Raw genomic sequence first — 17421 nt, 5'->3', positions numbered from 1 at the left:
CTTTTCGATCCGATTTCCTCGGTGCTTTCCAGGTTCCCGCTTTCGCGTTTCCCTTTCCGGCGGTTCCGACTCTATCAGATCCTTTCGGGCTCTGATTCCCCGTCAGAAGGGGTCGCCGTCCCGACCGTTGGGCCGTTCCGACGTCTCAAACCTTAGCGGACCTTCTCGGCGTTTCCCAATCGGGGTCGATCGGGGCGACGAGTGCCCACCGGAATTGAATTCGGGCGCGCCGAAACCATTCCCGCTGGGGATCGTGCTGGTGGTTTGATTGCCGCTGCTGCGGCGGGAGGTGTCGCCGCAGAACCGTTACGGTCCGGTGGCAACCCGAAGAACCTTACGGACCCCACAGGTGGCTGTCAAGCATGCCTGTCAAGATCTTTAATCGAGGTCGCTGAGCCGGCCGGCGGCGTCGGGCTGGGCGTGCTCCACCCGGTGCAGGAGGCGGGTGAGCACCTCACCGAGTGCGGTGCGGTCGTCGGCGGAGAGGTCCTGGAGCAGGTCCTCCTCGAAGACCGTGGCCAGGCGCATGGCCGCCAGCCACTTCTCGCGCCCCTCCGCGGTGAGCGCCACGATCACGCGGACCCGGTTGGTCTCGTCCCGCTCCCGGGTGACCAGCCCCTCCGACACCATCCGGTCGATGCGGTGGGTCATCGCGGCCGGCGTCAGGCCGAGGCGCTTGGCAAGGTCCCCGGGGCCCAGTCGGTAGGGGGCGCCGGAGAGGACGAGGGCCTTCAGCACTTCCCAGTCCGTGTTGCTGATGCCCAGCTCGGCGGTCTGGCGGCCGTACGCGACGTTCATACGGCGGTTGAGGCGGGAGAGGGCCGAGACGATCTTCTCGACCTGGGGGTCGAGGTCCTGGAACTCGCGCTGGTAGGCGGCGATCTGCTCTTCGAGTGTCGGCTCGCCGGCGCCGGAGGTGTCGCCCATGCCCGCAGTATGGCACGCGACTCCTTTGCCTTGAAGTCCTTCGGTATGTACTCTTTACCTTCGAACTTTAGCTTCTAAGTCTTCAGCTCTAACGGCTGGAGCGACCGATCCCGAGAGATCAAGAGAGGGTGAACGTGACCAGGGCAATGGGCGCGGCGATGCGCCGGATCCACGTGGGCAACGCACTCAGCGCGTTCGGACTCGGCTTCACAGTCCCCTACCTGTACGTCTATGTGGCGCAGGTACGGGGACTGGGTTCTGTCACGGCGGGCCTCGTGCTCGCCGTCTTCGCCGTGGCCGCGCTGATCGTGCTGCCGTTCGCCGGGCGGGCCATCGTCCGGCGCGGCCCGCTGCCGGTACTGCTGGTCGCCCTGGTCACCGCCGCGCTGGGCGCCATGAGCCTCGGGCTCTCCGCCTCGGCGGCCACGGTGCTGCTCTCCGCCGCCGCGCTCGGTGCGGGACAGGCCGTGATGCAGCCGGCGCTCGCGACGATGATCGTGGACTGCTCCACGACCGAGACCCGGTCGCGGGCCTTCGCGATGCAGTTCTTCCTGCAGAACCTGGGCCTCGGTGTCGGCGGACTCATCGGCGGCCACCTGGTGGACACCTCGAAGGCGTCGTCCTTCACGGTGCTGTTCGCCATCGAGGCCGCGATGTTCCTGGTCCTCGTCGCCGTCATGGCGACGGTGCGGGCGCCGCGCGCGCCGCGCATCGGGGAGGCGCCGGGGCGGAGCGGCGGCGGGAGCTGGAAGCAGCTGCTCGGCAACCGGGCCATGGTGCAGCTCTGCGTCCTGGGCTTCGTGCTGTTCTTCGCCTGCTACGGGCAGTTCGAGTCCGGGCTGAGCGCGTACGGCGTCGAGGCGGCCGGGATCTCCACGTCCGCGCTGGGGACCGCGCTGGCGGCGAACACGCTGATGATCGTGGTCGCGCAGTTCGCGGTGCTGAAGTTCGTGGAGCGGCGCAAGCGCTCCCGCGTGATCGCGTCCGTGGGGCTGATCTGGGCCGTGGCGTGGGCCGTGGCCGGGTACGCCGGGCTGGGGCACGGCAGCCAGACGATGGCGACGGCCGCGTTCATCTCGACGTACGCGCTGTTCGGGCTCGGTGAGGCGATGCTGTCGCCGACGCTGGCGCCGCTGGTGGCGGACCTGGCGCCGGACGGGCTCGCCGGACAGTACAACTCGGCCTTCGCCCTGGTGAAGCAGCTCGCGCTGGCCATCGGTCCCGCGGTGGGCGGGCCGCTGGGGGCGTCGCTGCACGGGCCGTACATCGTGGCGTTCCTGTTGTTCTCGCTGGGCATCACGGTGCTGGCGGTGCGGCTGGGGCGGCAGCTCACGGACGTACAGAATCAGCCGTCGCTCGCGCGGAGCCGGGTGGTCACGCAGGGCGGGGCGCCGGCCGAGGCGGTGGCGGTCGCGGAGGCGTGAGGCGGGCCGGGGCGTGGACGGGTTCCCACCGCCCACGCCCCGGCTCACGGCTTGTGCAGGACGAACTCGCACCAGACCGCCTTGCCGCCGCCCGGGGTGCGCCGGGACCCCCAGTTGGAGGCGATCGTCGCGACGATGGCGATGCCCCGGCCGGACTCGTCGCCGGGCTCCGCGCGGCGGCGTCTGGGCAGGTGGTCGTCGCCGTCGGTGACCTCGATGATCAGACGGCGGTCGGTGCGGCGCAGGCGCAGCCGCATCGGCGGGGTGCCGTGCTGGAGGGAGTTGGCGACCAGTTCGCTGGTGGCCAGGACGCCGAGGTCGTGCAGATCGGCGGGGAAACGCCAGCTGGTGAGGACACCGGAGGCGAAGGCACGCGCGCGGGGGGCCGCTTCGACGCCGCCGAGCAGTTCCAGGGCGGCGTTGCGGAAGAGTTCCGCCTCGGCGCCCTTGCGGGCGGGGTGCTGGAGGACGAGGACGGCGACGTCGTCGTCGTGGTCCGGGGTGACGCCCGCCGAGCGGATCAGCCGGTCGCAGACGACCTGGGGCGTGCCGGTGGCGCCGGACAGGGCGTGCTCCAGGGCGGCGATGCCCACGTCGAGGTCCTCGTCGCGACGCTCCACCAGGCCGTCGGTGTAGAGGACGGCCGTGGAACCGGGGGGCAGGGCGATCGAGCCGGAGGTGTGGATCCAGCCGCCGGTGCCGAGCGGGGGGCCGGTGGGTTCGTCGGCGCGCTGGACGGTGCCGTCGTCCTCGCGGACGAGGATGGGCAGGTGGCCGGCGGACGCGTAGACCAGCCGGCCCTCGTTCGGGTCGTGGATGGCGTAGACGCAGGTGGCGATCTGGTTGGCGTCGATCTCGGCGGCGAGTCCGTCGAGGAGCTGGAGCACCTCGTGCGGGGGCAGGTCGAGTCGGGCGTAGGCCCGCACCGCCGTACGGAGCTGGCCCATGACGGCGGCCGCGCGGACACCTCTGCCCATGACGTCGCCGATGACGAGGGCGGTGCGGCCGCCGCCGAGGGTGATCACGTCGTACCAGTCGCCGCCGACCGCCGCCTCGGTGCCGCCCGGGTGGTAGGTGGCGGCGACGCGCAGGTCGTCGGGCGACTCCAGTTCCTGCGGGAGGAGGGAGCGCTGGAGGGTGACGGCGGTCTCGCGCTGGCTGCGTTCGCTGGCGCGCAGGCGGCCGGCGGCTTCGGCGTGGTCGGTGACGTCGGTGGCGAAGACGAGGACGCCCCGGCCGTCGCGTCCGTCGTCGGTCGCGGACTCGGCGACCGGGGTGCAGGTGAACGTGTAGGAACGGCCGTCGGGGGCCTTGCGGGACTTGAGGGTGCGGGGTCTGCCGCTGCGCTGGACCTGGTCCAGGAGCGGGAAGAGGCCGGGCTCGTCCAGCTCGGGGAGGGCGTCACGGGCGCGGGCGCCGAGGTCGCGGGTGCCGAAGGCGGCGACGTAGGCGTCGTTGACGTAGGCGAGGCGGTGCTCGGGGCCGTGGACGAGGGCGACGAGGGCCGGGACGCGGTCGAGGACGTCGCGCACGGGCAGTTCGTCGACGCTGGGAACGCCGGGAGCGGGTGGGGCCTCGTCGGTGAGCTGTTCGGCGCGGGCGGCGGGTACGGAGCCGTCTCCCCGGCGGTCGGGGGAGACCGTCGTGTCGGTCCGCGACGCGGCGCGGCGCTGTGTTCCGGGAAGTCGGGCGCTCCAGCGCGTGAAGTTCACGAATCCTTGCCTCGTGTAGTCGTCGGCGGCCGGGGGCCGGGACGGGCCGGGGGCGGCCCGGGCCCCGGGGGCCGCGCTGGGGCGAGCGGCGGCGCGCCCGCGGTGGTGGACCAGTCTGGCAGGGTGCCCGCCCGGCCGACATCCGTCAGACGCCCCACTGGGCGGGGGAGTTCCTGAGACCGGTCAGGACGACCCCTTCGGGTTGTGCGGGGGCTCCTGAGAAGGCTTTCCACCGGCCGCGAGTTCGAACTCCGCCCGCGGGTGTTCGAGTGAGCCGAGGGAGACGATCTCGCGTTTGAAGAGTCCGGCGATCACCCATTCGGCGAGCACGCGCGCCTTCCGGTTGACGGTGGGGACCCGGCTGAGGTGGTAGGCGCGGTGCATGAACCACGCGGGGTAGCCCTTGAGTTTGCGCCCGTAGACCTGGGCGACGCCCTTGTGGAAGCCGAGGGAGGCGACGGATCCGGCGTACTTGTGCGCGTACGTGTCGAGGGGCTCGCCGCGCAGGGCGTGGGCGACGTTGTCGCCGAGGACCCGTGCCTGCCGTACGGCGTGCTGGGCGTTGGGGGCGCATGCACGGCCCGGTTCGGCCGCGGTGACGTCGGGGACGGCGGCGGCGTCTCCGGCCGCCCACGCGTGCGGGGCGCCGTCGACCGACAGATGGGCGGTGCAGGTGAGCCGGCCGCGGTCGTCGAGGGGCAGGTCGGTGGCGGCGAGGAGCGGGTGCGGTTTGACACCGGCGGTCCAGACGACCGTGCGGGTGGGGAAGCGGGAGCCGTCGCTGAGCACGGCGACGCGGTCGGCGCAGGACTCCAGCCGGGTCTCCAGGCGTACGTCGACGTTGCGGCGGCGCAGCTCGGTGACCGTGTAGCGGCCCAGTTCCTCGCCGACCTCGGGCAGGACGCGGCCGGAGGCCTCGACCAGGATCCACTTCATGTCCTCGGCGGTGACGTTGTGGTAGTACCGCGCGGCGTAGCGGGCCATGTCCTCCAGCTCGCCGAGGGCCTCCACCCCGGCGTAGCCGCCGCCGACGAAGACGAAGGTGAGGGCGGCGTCGCGGAGGGCGGGGTCGCGGGTGGAGGAGGCGATGTCCATCTGTTCGAGGACGTGGTTGCGCAGGCCGATGGCCTCCTCGACGGTCTTGAAGCCGACTCCGTGGTCGGCGAGGCCGGGGACCGGCAGGGTGCGCGAGACGGAGCCGGGCGCGAGGACGAGCTCGTCGTACGTCACCCGGCGGGCGCCGGTCTTCTCCTCGTCGGTGGCAAGGGTCGTGAGGGTGGCGGTGCGTGTCGTGTGGTCGATGCACTCCACCTCGCCGATGACGAGGTCGCACCGGCCCAGGACGCGGCGCAGGGGCACGACGACGTGGCGCGGGGAGAGGGAACCGGCCGCCGCTTCGGGGAGGAACGGCTGGTACGTCATGTAGGGGGCCGGGGTGACGACCGTGATCTCGGCCTCGCCCCGCCGCAGTTCGCCCTTGAGATTCCGTTGCAGCCGCAGGGCCGTGTACATCCCGACGTAGCCACCGCCGACAACGAGAATGCGCGCACGTTCCTTCACCACCCCATGACGCACCCGACGCTTGCGTTTGTCCACAGGCTCGGCAAATTGTGTGACTGGAGATCGCGGGGGCGCGCACGCGGTCCCATCACTCCGTCGACGCGTTGTCGCGCAGGTCAGCAGGGGTGGGAACGGGGGTCGGGGGCAGCACATTCGGGGTGTATGCGAGCGGTGCTCCGATCGGGGGGCACACCGTGCGGAACGTGCCCCTTCTGAATTGACCCTCGCTCAACTATGTTCTTTCCCACGGTGTGTGGGGGGATGCGCTCATGGGGTCCGCGACGGGCGGGCCACAGGAACCGGGCCCGTTCCGCCCACTCCGGCTTTCGATGGCGGGGAGAGTCTCCGGGGGGAGACGTCATTACCGGGGGATTGTCTATGCATGTTCAGGATTCTCATTGGTCGTCCGCGTCGGCCGTCGCGCCCGGCGGCGCGTTGAGTGCGGCGAACGGCGCCCGCGGCGACGCGGCACGCCACGCGCCGCTGCGCGTGGACGCCCAGCGCAACCTGGAGCACGTGCTGCGCGCGGCGCGCGAGGTGTTCGGCGAGCTGGGGTACGGCGCGCCGATGGAGGACGTGGCGCGGCGCGCGCGGGTCGGTGTCGGCACGGTGTACCGGCGCTTTCCGAGCAAGGACGTGCTGGTGCGCCGGATAGCCGAGGAGGAGACGGCCCGGCTCACCGACCAGGCACGTGCGGCGCTCGGCCAGGAGGACGAGCCGTGGTCGGCGCTGTCCCGCTTCCTGCGGACGTCGGTGGCCTCGGGCGCCGGCCGGCTGCTGCCGCCGCAGGTGCTGCGCGTCGGGGTGTCGGAGGACGGCGAGGGTGGTGCCGGCGGTGTGGCCGCCGGTGACCCCCGGGTGCCGCAGCAGCGGATGCAGCCGGGCACCGGCGAGCTGCGACTGGTGCCCGAGGAGACCACCGCGGCGGGGGAACCGGCCGGCGGGGCGGGTTCCGACGCCGTTGCCGTCGGCGGCGAGGACTCCCTGGCGGGGGACGAAGGCGCCGCGGCGCTGCTGGAGGTCGTGGGCCGGCTCGTGGAGCGGGCACGGACCGCGGGTGAGCTGCGGCCGGACGTGTCGGTCTCGGACGTCCTGCTGGTGATAGCCACGGCGGCACCCTCGCTGCCGGACCCGGCCCAGCAGGCGGCGGCCTCGGCCCGGCTGCTGGACATCCTGCTGGAGGGGCTGCGCTCGCGGCCGGTGTGAGCGGGTCGACCGGTGCCGAAACCGGTACCACAACCAGTACCGAAACCGGTGCCGGACGGGCACAAGGGAAGGGGCCAACCGGTCACGGACGGGCACAAAGAGGGACGGGTCGGTCGCGGACGGCCGCACCGAACGGGTGGGCCCGTCACTCCTTCCCCGAACGGCTGAGCGTTATTACCGCTGCCCGGCAAGTCCCCACAGACGAGTGACGGTCGGCACAAGGGGGTCCTGAACAAAAGCCAATATGGCACGCTGACCCGGTGTTCGGACTGGCTGGGCAGGTGGGCGGGGGCTTTCCGCGATGAGCGTTGACGGGCGGGACGGGTCAGTCGGTGACGGCGTGAGCGGTCCCGGTGACGCCGGTACCGAGGACGCACGCGCCGAGAAGCCGCTGGACGACGGCGCGCCACAGGTGCCGGACCAGGGCCGCCCGGCCGGGCCGGCCCGCGCCCGGCGGGAGGGCCCCCTCCAGGACGGTGACCGCGAGGCCCCTGCCGAGGGCGGGGGCCGAGCGGGAGCCGGGGTCCCGATACAGCGCGGGCTGCACGAGGACAGCGTGCTGCCGCCGCCCCGGGAGCCGGACGACGGTGGCGTGCTGCCGCCCCCGCGCGAGCTTCCGGCGTCCGACGCCGAGTTGATCGAGCGGATGCGCTCGGGCGACGACACGGCCTACGAGGAGCTGTACCGCCGCCACGCGGACGCGGTGCGCCGGTACGCGCGCACCTGCTGCCGCGACGCCCACACCGCGGACGACCTCACCGCCGAGGTCTTCGCCCGCATGCTCCAGGCGGTGCGCGGCGGTTCGGGTCCCGAGCACGCCGTGCGCGCCTATCTGCTCACCGCGGTCCGGCGCGTCGCCGCCGGCTGGACCCGGTCGGCCGGGCGGGAGCAGTTGGTCGAGGACTTCGCGGTGTTCGCCGCGCAGGCCGCGTACACCGCGAAGGTGCCGGACGACGACACCCTGGAGCTGGGCGCCGACGTCCGCGCCATGCACGAGGCCGAGCAGTCGATGGCCATGCGGGCGTTCCGGTCGCTGCCGGAGCGGTGGCAGGCCGTGCTGTGGCACACCGAGGTCGAGGACGAGTCGCCGAGCGAGGTGGCCACGCTCTTCGGGCTGGACGCCAACGGCACCCGGGTCCTCGCCAGCCGCGCCCGTGAGGGGCTGAAGCAGGCCTACCTCCAGGCCCACGTCAGCAGTGCGCTCGCCACCGACGAGGAGTGCGCCCGCTATGCCGACCAGCTCGGCACGTACGCGCGCGGGCGGCTGCGCATCCGGGCCGAACGCGGGCTGCGCAAGCACCTGGAGGAGTGCGCCAGGTGCCGGCTGGCCGCGACCCAGATCGAGGAGGTCGCGAGCGGCATCCCCGCCGTGGTGCCCGTCGCGGTCATCGGCTGGTTCGGTGTCGCCGGGTACGCGAAGGTGGCGGGCCTCGTCGCCGGGGGCGCGGGCGCCGGTGCGGCGGGAGCCGCGGGCGCGGCGGCCGCGGCGAGCGGCGGCAGCTCCGGCGGAGCGGGCGCCGGGGGCGGTGCGGCGGCCTCCGAGGGGCTCGGCGCGCCGGTCAAGGCTGGTATCGCGGCCGGCGTGGTGGCGGTGGCCGCCGCGGCGGCGCTGGCCTTCGCCCTGGTCGGTCACGAGGCCCCGGACAAGGAACCGCCGAAGGCCGCCCCGCCGGCCTCCACACCGGTGGCGCAGCCCGCCCCGGAGACCCCCACGCCCTCGACGCGCCCCCCGGACCCACCCGCACCGGTGACGGCACCCAAGCCGACCCCGACACCGACACCCACCCCGAAACCAACACTCACCCCGAAGCCCACGCCCACGCCCACGCCCACCCCCACACCGAAGCCGACGCCCACTCCCACACCGCCGCCCCCCACTCCCACACCCACGCCGCCACCCCCACCCCCGCCCGCCGTCTACCAGTGGAGCGAGCTGGCGTACGACGTGAGCGGCGACGGCACGGGCCCCGAGATGCACCTGGCCGGGAGCACTTGGGTGTGGCAGCGCTCGGACCTGTCCATCGCCGACGTGCGGTACGCCCACGGCGTCACCGTCAACGGACGTTCCTCGGTCACCATCGACCTCAACCGTGACTGCTCGTCCTACGACGCGCTGGTCGGCGTCGACGACCTGACGCTGAAGCTGGGCAAGGTCCACTTCTCGGTGTACGCCGACGGCGTCCCCCTGTGGAACTCGGGGATGATCAAGGGCGGCGACCCGGCGGTCCCCGTGCACGTGGACATCTCGGGCCGCGAGAGCCTGCGGCTGGTGACCGAGCCGCACAGTCCCTTCGACTCGGTGGCGCTCGCGGACTGGGCCCAGTCCCGCTTCACCTGCGCGTAGGCGTCCGGGGAGCCGGCCGCCCCGCCGCCTCCAGCTCGGCGACGACGTCCCGGGGCGCAAGGGCGGCCCCCGCGGCCAGTTCGGCGGCGTACCGCTCGCCGCCGAGGGCGTTCAGGGCGGCGGCCTCGGCCCGCTCGGCGTGCGCACGGTCCGGCATGGGGCGCGGGCGGTCGCCCCGCCAGTGGCCGCCCGCGCCGAGGAGCCGCACCGCGCGGGCGTGCTCGCCGAGGTCGCTCGACAGGCCGGCGGCGCTGTCCACGAGGGTGGCGAGGACCAGGTCGGCGCACCGCTCCTCGACGGCCGCGCGGACGGTGTCCGCCAGCAGCGGCAGCGCCTCCCGTGGGCCCGACTCGCCCGCCGTCACGAGGGCGTCCACCAGCCCCAGCATCGCCAGGAACTGCGGCGGCGGGGTGCCGCGCAGGCACTTCTCGTGGGCCGCCTCCCACAGGGCACGGGCCCGTGCGTAGTCCTCCTCCACCACCGCGAGTCCGGCCCGCAGCATCAGGACGAAGGCCTGGGAGTCCACGACGCCGTACCGGTCCGCCGCGGCGCCGGCCTCGTCGAGCACGCCGAGTGCCGTGGCGTGGTCCCCCTCGCGGTAGGCGATCTCGGCGAGCCGGGCGATGAGGAACGGCGCCTCCGCGAAGGCGCCCACCTCCTCGGCGAGCCGCAGGGCCTCCGTGAACTCGGCCCTGGCCTCCCCGTAGTGGCCGCGCGCCATGGCGGCCTCGCCGAAGGCGCTGCACACCTGGGCCTCCACCAGGCGGTCGCCGACGCGGCGGCTGAGCACGCGCGCTTCGGCCAGGTCCTCGTCGAAGCCGGACGGGGTGCCCGAGAGGTCGACCACCGCGTGGGCGCGGAACATGAGACTGGCGGCGATGTCCCACTCGTCCCCGTACACGCGGCAGTTGGCGACGGAGACGTCCATGGCGCCGCGGACGTCGCCCTGGTCGTCGACGAAGAACGCGGTCAGCGGCCAGATGAGGCCGGGCACCCGGGCCGCTTCGGGGCCGCCCGCTGCGAAGTGGTCCCGCACCCGCCGGACGTAGCGCCGCACGCGCTCGTCCAGCAGCCCGTCCCGCGGTGTGGTCTCGAAGGTGAGGAGGATGTGCATCATCCGCACCCGCATGCGCAGGGAGTGCAGCGGGTGCGGCGGATCGCCCTCCCGCACGGCGAGGAGCGCGCCGACGTGATCGGCTGCGGGGTCGCCACGGTCGAGGCCGTCCGCCTCCGGCCGGGGGCGGCCCGCGTCCAGGGCGGCGCCGAGGCGCAGCACCCGGTCCAGCCAGCCGACGCCTTCGTGGCGGTAGTTGCGCAGCCACCAGAACCAGCCCATGGCGAGGGCGAGGGAGGCGGCCTCCTCCTCGTCGCCCGCGGTGAGGGAGCGCTCGAGAGCCGCACGGATGTTGTCGTGCTCGGTCTCCAGGCGGGACACGTACGGCAGTTGCCGTGCCGAGCGCAGTTGCGGGTCGGCCTCCTCGGCGAGGGCGCGCGCCCAGGCCCGGTGGGCCCGCTCGGCGGCGGCTCGCAGCCCGGGGACCTCGGCGGCGCGTTCCTCGGCGTACTCGTGAATGGTCTCCAGCAGGCGGTAGCGCATCTCGGCGCCCTCGACCACGAGGTCGGCGACGACGAGGGACTTGTCGACGAGGGCGCCGACGAGTTCCGCCGCGGGCCCGGTGCCCACGGCCTCGGCCGCCGCCAGGTCCCAGCCGCCCGCGAAGACGGACAGCTCGCGCAGCATGGTGCGTTCCGCCTCGTCGAGGAGGTCCCAGGACCAGTCGACGACCGCGCGCAGCGTCTGCTGGCGGGGCAGGACGGTGCGGCTGCCGGAGGTGAGCAGACGGAAGCGGTCGTCGAGCCGGTCGGCGATCTCCCGCGGGGTGAGCAGCCGCAGCCGGGCGGCGGCCAGTTCGATGGCCAGCGGCAGCCCGTCGAGGCGCCGGCAGATCTCGGCGACGGCCTCCTCGTCGCGCAGCACGGTGTCGGCGTCGGGACGTACGGCACTCGCGCGGGCGGCGAACAGGCGCCGCGCCTGGTCGGGGGCGAGCGGTTCGACCGGGCGCACCGACTCGCCGGGCACGCCCAGCGGTTCGCGGCTGGTGGCGAGGACGGTGAGGCCCGGGCAGCGGGTCAGCAGGGTCTCGGCGAGCCGGGCAGCAGCGCCGATGACGTGTTCGCAGTTGTCGAGGACCAGGAGCTGGTTGCGCGGGGCGCAGTACTCGACGAGCAGCGCGACGGGGTCGTCCTGCACGGTCGGGCGGTCGCCGGTCAGCAGCACGGTCTCGCGGAGCCCGAGGGCGTTGACGACCGCGCCCGGTACCGCCTCCGGCCGGTCGAGCGGGGCCAGTTCCACCAGCCACGCCTGGTCGAGCCCGGCGGCGGCCTCCTCGGCCAGGCGGGTCTTCCCGGAGCCGCCCGGCCCGGTGAGGGTGACCAGGCGGGCCCGCCGCACTTCGTCGCGGAGGGCGGCGAGCTCCGGTTCGCGTCCCACGAAGGTGGTCAGCCGTGGCCGGATGTTGCCCCGGCGCTCACCGGCCGGAGCGTGCTCGGCGCCCCGCGCGCCGAGCAGTTCGGCGTGCAGGGCGCGCAGTCGGGGGCCGGGGTCGGTGCCGAGCCCCTCGGCGAGGGTGCGGCGGACGTTCTCGTAGGCGGCCAGCGCGTCGGCGTCGCGGCCGGTGGCGCGCAGGGCGCCGATGAGGAGGGCGTGCAGCGTTTCGTCGTACGGGTGCGCGGTGATCAGTTCACGCAGGCGGGGTACGGCGTCGTGGGCGTCGCCGAGGCGCAGACCGGCCTCGATGCGGGCGCGGGTGGCCTCCAGGTGCAGCGCGTCCGGGCCGGCGGCGTGGCCGGGCAGGTCGGCCAGCGCCGGTCCGCGCCACAGGGCCAGCGCCTCGTCCAGGTGCCGGGCGGCGCCCGCGGCGTCGCCGTGTCCGAGGGCGGTGGTGCCCTGCCGTACGAGGCGCTCGAAGACGTACAGGTCCACGTCGTCGCGGGTCGCCGCGAGCCGGTATCCGCCGGGTGCCGAGGCGACGGCCTCCTTGCCGACGGTACGGCGCAGGCGGCCGACCAGGGCCTGGAGGGCGGCGGGGGCGTCCTGGGGCGGATCGTCGTCCCCGGGCCAGACCTCGTCGATCAGGGTGGCGGACGTGACGACGTCACCGGGGCGCAGGGCGAGGGCGGTGAGCAGCGCGCGCAGGCGGGGGCCGCCGGGGCTTGCGGCGGTGCCGTGGTCCTCCGTCTGGGCGACGCCCAGGATTCTGTAGCGCACGGGGTCATTGTCGCCGTAACGGTTGTGCGGGGGCACCTGCGGTGTGCGCGGGGCGCGTGGTCCGGCGTGCGCTCTCGCACCCGGCGTGGGTGCGGGTGGGCCACGGGGCCCGCGTCGGCGTTGACCGGTGCCGCGGGGTGTGTGCGGGCGGGGGTCGGGTCGCGAGCCCGGCGTAGCGGGGTGCCGCTGCGCCCACCCGTGCCGCCCCAGCGGCACGACTGCCCGCAGCTGGGGGGGGCGTGGCGACTGCCCGCAGCTGCGGGGGCGACGCGGCGGGGCAGCCGCGTACGGCGAGAAGGGGACGTGTCGGGGGGTGTCCGCCCGCAGCGGTTGGCGCGTCAACGGAGTTCACTTCTGTGGCCGACCGATTCCGCGCCGTTCCGAGGACGGACACCCCCCGGCGCGGCCCCGACCCACCCCCAACGCACCGCGCTACGCGCACCCCCACCGAACCCGCACATGCGCCGCAGGCACTGGCACCGCACCACCCGAACCCCCGTCACCCCCTCCGCACCACCCGAACCCCCGTCACCCCCTCCGCACCACCCGAACCCCCGTCACCCCCTCCGCACCACCCGCACCCCCGTCACCCCCTCCGCACCACCGCCCCCGCCCCACCCAGCGCCCCCCGCTGCGGTGCGATGCCCGCGGGGACCGCGCGTTGGCGGGCCGGGGTGCCGGTCCAGCAGGTGCCCCGGCGGGACAGCAGTCGGCGGAGCCACAGCTCCAGGGAGACCAGGTCGGCCAGCCCGTCCAGCGGCAACGGCTCCCCCGCGGCCGCCGCCCGCACCGCCTTGCGCACGACCCGCGCCTCCACCAGCCCCGCCTCCGCGAGCAGCGGCCGGTCGAACAGCCCCAGCAGGGAATCCGCGGCCACCCGCAGCCCCGTCCGCGCGGTGGAGGCCGCCAGCGCCTGGGTGGGCGCCCCCCACCCGGGCGGCAGCTCGCTCACCCCCGCCCCCTCCAGCACCGTCCGCAGGATCGCCGCCCGCGCCCCCGGCTGCACCCGCAGCGCCTCCGGCAGGGCACGGCACGCGCGGACCACCTGGTTGTCGAGGAACGGCGTGTGCAGCCGCTGGAAGCGGATCTCCGCGGCCTGCTCCAGCACCCGCACCTCCGCCGCCTGCCGCGCCAGCGCCGCCCGCGCCCGGAAGTCCCCCGGACGCTGCCCCGGCCCCACCCCCGACCGCTGCGAGGACGTCTGAAGGCGAACCGATACTTCAGCCAGCGCCTCTCCGGTCAGCCACCGCGCCGCCGGCCCCGGCCCGGCCCAGGTCAGCGCGGCCAGGGACGCGTCCATCGCCCCCTCGCCCGGCGTGTCGAACCGTCTGCGCAGCAGCCGCTCGGCGAGCACCTCCAGTCCGCTCCGGTACGGCGTCCGCGCCAGCCGCCGCGCCGCCGCGTACACGCGCGCGGGGACCAGTACCGACCCGTCGGCCTTGGCCAGCGCGGCGACCGGCCGCACGAGATGGCGCCGCTTGCGGTCCATGAGCAGGTCAGCGAGGCGCGCCGGATGCGCGTCGAGCACCTGCCGCGCCCCGTACCCCGCGAAGTGGTCCGCGCTGCCCGCCGCCAGCCTGGCCCGGTGCCGCGCGGCGGCGACCAGGAAGGACCCGGGTTCGTCGGTCAGCGGCCCGTCCAGCCCGGCGTACGGCAGCACGTCCTCGCCGCCGGTGACCACCACGTGGTGCAGCCGCGGGTTGGCCGCCAGCGCGCCCGCCCGCGCCAGCTCGGGCTCCTGCCCGCCGACGGCGAGGTCGTTGAAGGTGACCGCCAGCAGCCGCTCCCCCGCCCCCGAGCCGTGCCCCAGCACGGTCCCCGGCATCCCCGGCAGCCCGGCCGCCAGCAGGGCGAGCGTGCCCGAGGCGGGGCCACCGGACAGGTCGGCGCCGATCCCCGGCACCGGCATCCCGCGCGCCGCGCGCCGTTCGGCGGGGCCCATACCCGGCACCGGCCCGGGGTCGATGCCGTCCCCGGGGACGTGCCGGGGCGCGGCGAGCCGGGTGCGCACCGCCTCCACCAGGGCGTCCCGCACGCCGTCCACCGCCCGGTCGGGGTCGGCCGCGGGCGCCGCGACGGCGAGCGAGGCGACCGGCTCGTACCCGGCGATCTCGCGCGACCCGGCGCGCAGGATCAGCGCGTGCCCCGGCGGAACGCGCTTCACGCCGTCGTACGGGGTGGAGTCGTCCAGCGCGGCCGGCACGTCGGGCGTGGCGAGCAGCGCGGCGAGGTGGCCGAAGTCGAGGTTGGCCTCGACGAGGTCGGCGAGCGGCAGCGCGGCGGTGGCGTACGCGGTGCCGCCCGCCCAGGGGGTGTGGAAGACCGGCCGCGCGCCCGCGAGGTCGCCGCAGACGGTGATCCGCCGCCCGACCTGGACCACGGCCGTGTAGCTGCCGGGCCATGCCGTCAGATGCCGAAGCGCGCCCCCGCGCGCGGCGAACAGCGCGACCCGCAGCTGCTCGTCGCTCGCGCCGCAGATGCCGAGGACCGCGATCCGGGTCTGCGCGTCGGCGGTGACGACCCGCACCTCGTCGGGACGCCAGTCGCCGACCGCCCACAGCGGATCGGGGTCGCCCCACAACGGCTGGGCACCCACGGGCTGCACGGTCTCCCCGTCGTAGCCGGTGGCCCCGGCGGAGCCGGCCGCACCGGCGATCCCCGCTGCTCCTGCTCCCACGGCGGCGCTGCTCCACCCCACCAACCACCGCATCGACGCCTCCACAGGCTGGGGACAACCAGTGCACCGTACGAACTGGTTCCCCATGCTGCCATGAAGGGCGCGCCACAGACCGTCGGCGGAGCCGCGTGTGCTCCCCGGATGCGCCCTCGCGGAGACTCACGCGAGAACGCCAACTCCCTCTCCGCCGCCCGGAGACGGCTGCGCACACCGCCCCGGGGGCCACCCCGGGACCCGCCTCGGGGACCCCCGGGGATCCACCCCGGACACGGCCCCGGACGAAGCGAAGACGACGCGAATGCGCCCCCGGAACGCGCCCTTTGGCTCCCCAACGCGCCCTCAACTCCCGTGGTGAGGGCGGTAGTACTCACAAATCACCGGCGGTGTTTTTCGGCCAAATCGACGTTCCGCGACCCCACTCGAACACGCTCCGTACAGGCCCCGCGAGCCGGCCGTCGGCCTGTCGGCGGCCGGCCGGCGGCGCACGGCCCGGGGAACGGGACTCGCCCCCCGGGCCGGTCCGCCGCCCGCGGGGATGTAGGCGGCGGCGTCCCCCAGCCCGCTGGATCCAGTACAGCGGGCCGACCCACGCACCGCCCATGGAATCGCTCCCGTCGTGGCCGGAGAAGAGCGCACGGACGGGCGCACGGCCACACATCGGGAGCACGCCGCAACGGACCGTGCATGCACCGCACTTGAGTACGGACCACAATCCCGCCATCCGGAAGAATGCCTCTTAACGCATGGGATGCGGCGAACTACGCTGGGTTTACGAATGCCGCGTGGTTATGCCAGCGCGGCAGCCGTCTGTGTCGAGGGGTGACGCATGTCCAGGGAGCAACGCGGGCCGAACGAAAAGCTCGGCGCCGTTCTCGCCCTCGCGGGAATCAGCAACGCCGGTCTCGCCCGGCGGGTCAACGACCTCGGCGCCCAACGCGGGTTGACGCTTCGCTACGACAAGACGTCGGTGGCGCGCTGGGTCTCGAAGGGCATGGTGCCGCAGGGTGCCGCGCCGCACCTCATCGCCGCCGCCATCGGCCAGAAGCTCGGCCGTCCCGTGCCGCTGCACGAGATCGGCCTCGCGGACGCGGACCCCGCCCCCGAAGTGGGCCTCGCCTTCCCCAGGGACGTCGGCCAGGCGGTCAGGTCCGCCACCGAGCTGTACCGTCTCGACCTCGCCGGCCGCCGCACCGGCGGCGGCATCTGGCAGTCGCTCGCCGGCTCGTTCGCGGTGAGCGCCTACGCGACGCCCGCCTCACGATGGCTGATAACCCCGGCCGACAGCTCGGTGGCGCGCGAGGTGGGCCCGGCCGAGGGCTCCGGCGCACCGCTCAAAGTCGGCCACAGTGACGTGCAGAAGCTCCGCGAGGCCGCCGAGGACGCGCGCCGCTGGGACTCCAAGTACGGCGGCGGCGACTGGCGTTCGTCGATGGTCCCCGAGTGCTTACGCGTCGAGGCGGCACCGCTGCTCCTCGGCTCCTACTCCGACGAGGTCGGCCGCGCCCTGTTCGGCGCCTCGGCCGAGCTGACCCGGCTGGCGGGCTGGATGGCCTTCGACACCGGCCAGCAGGAGGCCGCCCAGCGGTACTACATCCAGGCCCTGCGCCTGGCCCGCGCGGCGGCCGACGTGCCGCTCGGCGGCTACGTCCTGGCCTCCATGTCCCTGCAGGCCACCTACCGCGGCTTCGGCGACGAGGGCGTGGACCTCGCCCAGGCCGCCCTGGAGCGCAACCGGGGCCTGGCCACGGCCCGCACCATGAGCTTCTTCCGCCTGGTCGAGGCCCGGGCCCACGCGCGCGCGGGCGACGCGGTGGCGGCCGGCGCCGCCCTGAAGGCCGCCGAGAGCTGGCTGGAGCGCGCCCGGCCCGGCGACAGCGACCCCACGTGGCTGGGTTTCTACTCCTACGACCGGTTCGCCGCCGACGCGGCCGAGTGCTACCGCGACCTGAAGGCACCACGCCAGGTCCGCCGCTTCACCGAGCAGGCCCTGTCGAAACCGACGGAGGAGTTCGTACGCTCGCACGGCCTCAGGCTCGTCGTCTCGGCGGTGGCCGAGCTGGAGTCGGGCAACCTGGACGCCGCCTGCGAGCAGGGCGTGCGGGCGGTCGAGGTGGCCGGCCGCATCTCCTCGGCCCGCACCACCGAGTACGTGAAGGACCTCCTGCACCGCCTGGAGCCCTACGGCGACGAGCCGCGCGTCGTGGAGCTGCGCGAACGCGCCCGCCCCCTGCTGGTGACCCCGGCCTGACCGGACCCCGCCCCGCACTCTTGCGCTCTCCCGGGTTTGAGGGCGTTGTCAGTGG

At 74.6% G+C, this 17421-nt stretch carries 10 protein-coding genes; 4 read left to right on the top strand and 6 right to left on the bottom strand.

Features of this window, described 5'->3' with window-relative positions:
- Positions 1-378: 378 nt before the first annotated feature.
- Entirely contained in the window at positions 379-927 is a 549-nt protein-coding gene (locus Sdi02f_RS20040; RefSeq protein ID WP_030405241.1) for a MarR family winged helix-turn-helix transcriptional regulator, read from the bottom strand.
- A 146-nt stretch (positions 928-1073) separates the two neighbouring features.
- Here Sdi02f_RS20040 and Sdi02f_RS20035 point away from each other — a divergent pair, with 146 nt between their 5' ends.
- Entirely contained in the window at positions 1074-2351 is a 1278-nt protein-coding gene (locus Sdi02f_RS20035; RefSeq protein WP_031088261.1) for an MDR family MFS transporter, read from the top strand.
- Between the two features lie 44 nt (positions 2352-2395).
- Here the strand turns inward: Sdi02f_RS20035 and Sdi02f_RS20030 are convergent, their stop codons facing one another.
- Together Sdi02f_RS20030 and Sdi02f_RS20025 are read right to left on the bottom strand one after the other, a co-directional pair.
- Positions 2396-4063: an ATP-binding SpoIIE family protein phosphatase gene (locus tag Sdi02f_RS20030; protein WP_030405239.1), complete on the bottom strand. Its 1668-nt coding sequence runs from the start codon at positions 4061-4063 to the stop codon at positions 2396-2398.
- A gap of 183 nt (positions 4064-4246) precedes the next feature.
- Positions 4247-5626, bottom strand: a complete 1380-nt coding sequence (locus Sdi02f_RS20025; RefSeq protein ID WP_108933755.1) for an NAD(P)/FAD-dependent oxidoreductase — start codon at positions 5624-5626, stop codon at positions 4247-4249.
- Between the two features lie 375 nt (positions 5627-6001).
- On the opposite strand from Sdi02f_RS20025, the gene Sdi02f_RS20020 reads away from it, so the two are divergent.
- Positions 6002-6829, top strand: a complete 828-nt coding sequence (locus Sdi02f_RS20020; RefSeq protein ID WP_030405237.1) for a TetR/AcrR family transcriptional regulator — start codon at positions 6002-6004, stop codon at positions 6827-6829.
- Between the two features lie 325 nt (positions 6830-7154).
- Here Sdi02f_RS20020 and Sdi02f_RS36515 read toward each other — a convergent pair whose 3' ends face one another.
- Positions 7155-7376 carry a hypothetical protein gene (locus tag Sdi02f_RS36515; protein WP_234328522.1) on the bottom strand — a complete coding sequence of 74 codons (222 nt, stop codon included), beginning with the start codon at positions 7374-7376 and terminating at the stop codon, positions 7155-7157.
- 99 nt (positions 7377-7475) lie between these two features.
- Here Sdi02f_RS36515 and Sdi02f_RS20015 point away from each other — a divergent pair, with 99 nt between their 5' ends.
- A complete protein-coding gene (locus Sdi02f_RS20015) occupies positions 7476-9173 on the top strand; it encodes a sigma-70 family RNA polymerase sigma factor (RefSeq protein WP_438363745.1) in 1698 nt (565 codons plus the stop codon).
- Here the strand turns inward: Sdi02f_RS20015 and Sdi02f_RS20010 are convergent.
- On the bottom strand, positions 9160-12441 hold the full coding sequence (locus Sdi02f_RS20010) for an ATP-binding protein (protein WP_167458206.1): 3282 nt from the start codon (positions 12439-12441) through the stop codon (positions 9160-9162). The two genes, Sdi02f_RS20015 and Sdi02f_RS20010, sit on opposite strands and share 14 nt — an antisense overlap.
- Positions 12442-13027: 586 nt before the next feature.
- Complete coding sequence (locus Sdi02f_RS20000) at positions 13028-15151, bottom strand: asparagine synthase-related protein (RefSeq protein ID WP_030404820.1); 2124 nt, start codon at positions 15149-15151, stop codon at positions 13028-13030.
- 793 nt (positions 15152-15944) lie between these two features.
- Here Sdi02f_RS20000 and Sdi02f_RS19995 point away from each other — a divergent pair.
- The gene (locus Sdi02f_RS19995; protein WP_030404821.1) at positions 15945-17366 is read left to right on the top strand and encodes an NsdA family TPR-like regulatory protein; all 1422 of its coding nucleotides are present in this window, start codon (positions 15945-15947) and stop codon (positions 17364-17366) included.
- Positions 17367-17421: the final 55 nt, after the last annotated feature.

Origin of the sequence: Streptomyces ardesiacus (assembly GCF_003112575.1) — a bacterium.
In the GTDB taxonomy this organism is placed as follows: Bacteria; Actinomycetota; Actinomycetes; order Streptomycetales; family Streptomycetaceae; genus Streptomyces; species Streptomyces ardesiacus.
This window is presented reverse-complemented; position numbering and strand designations above follow the sequence as displayed.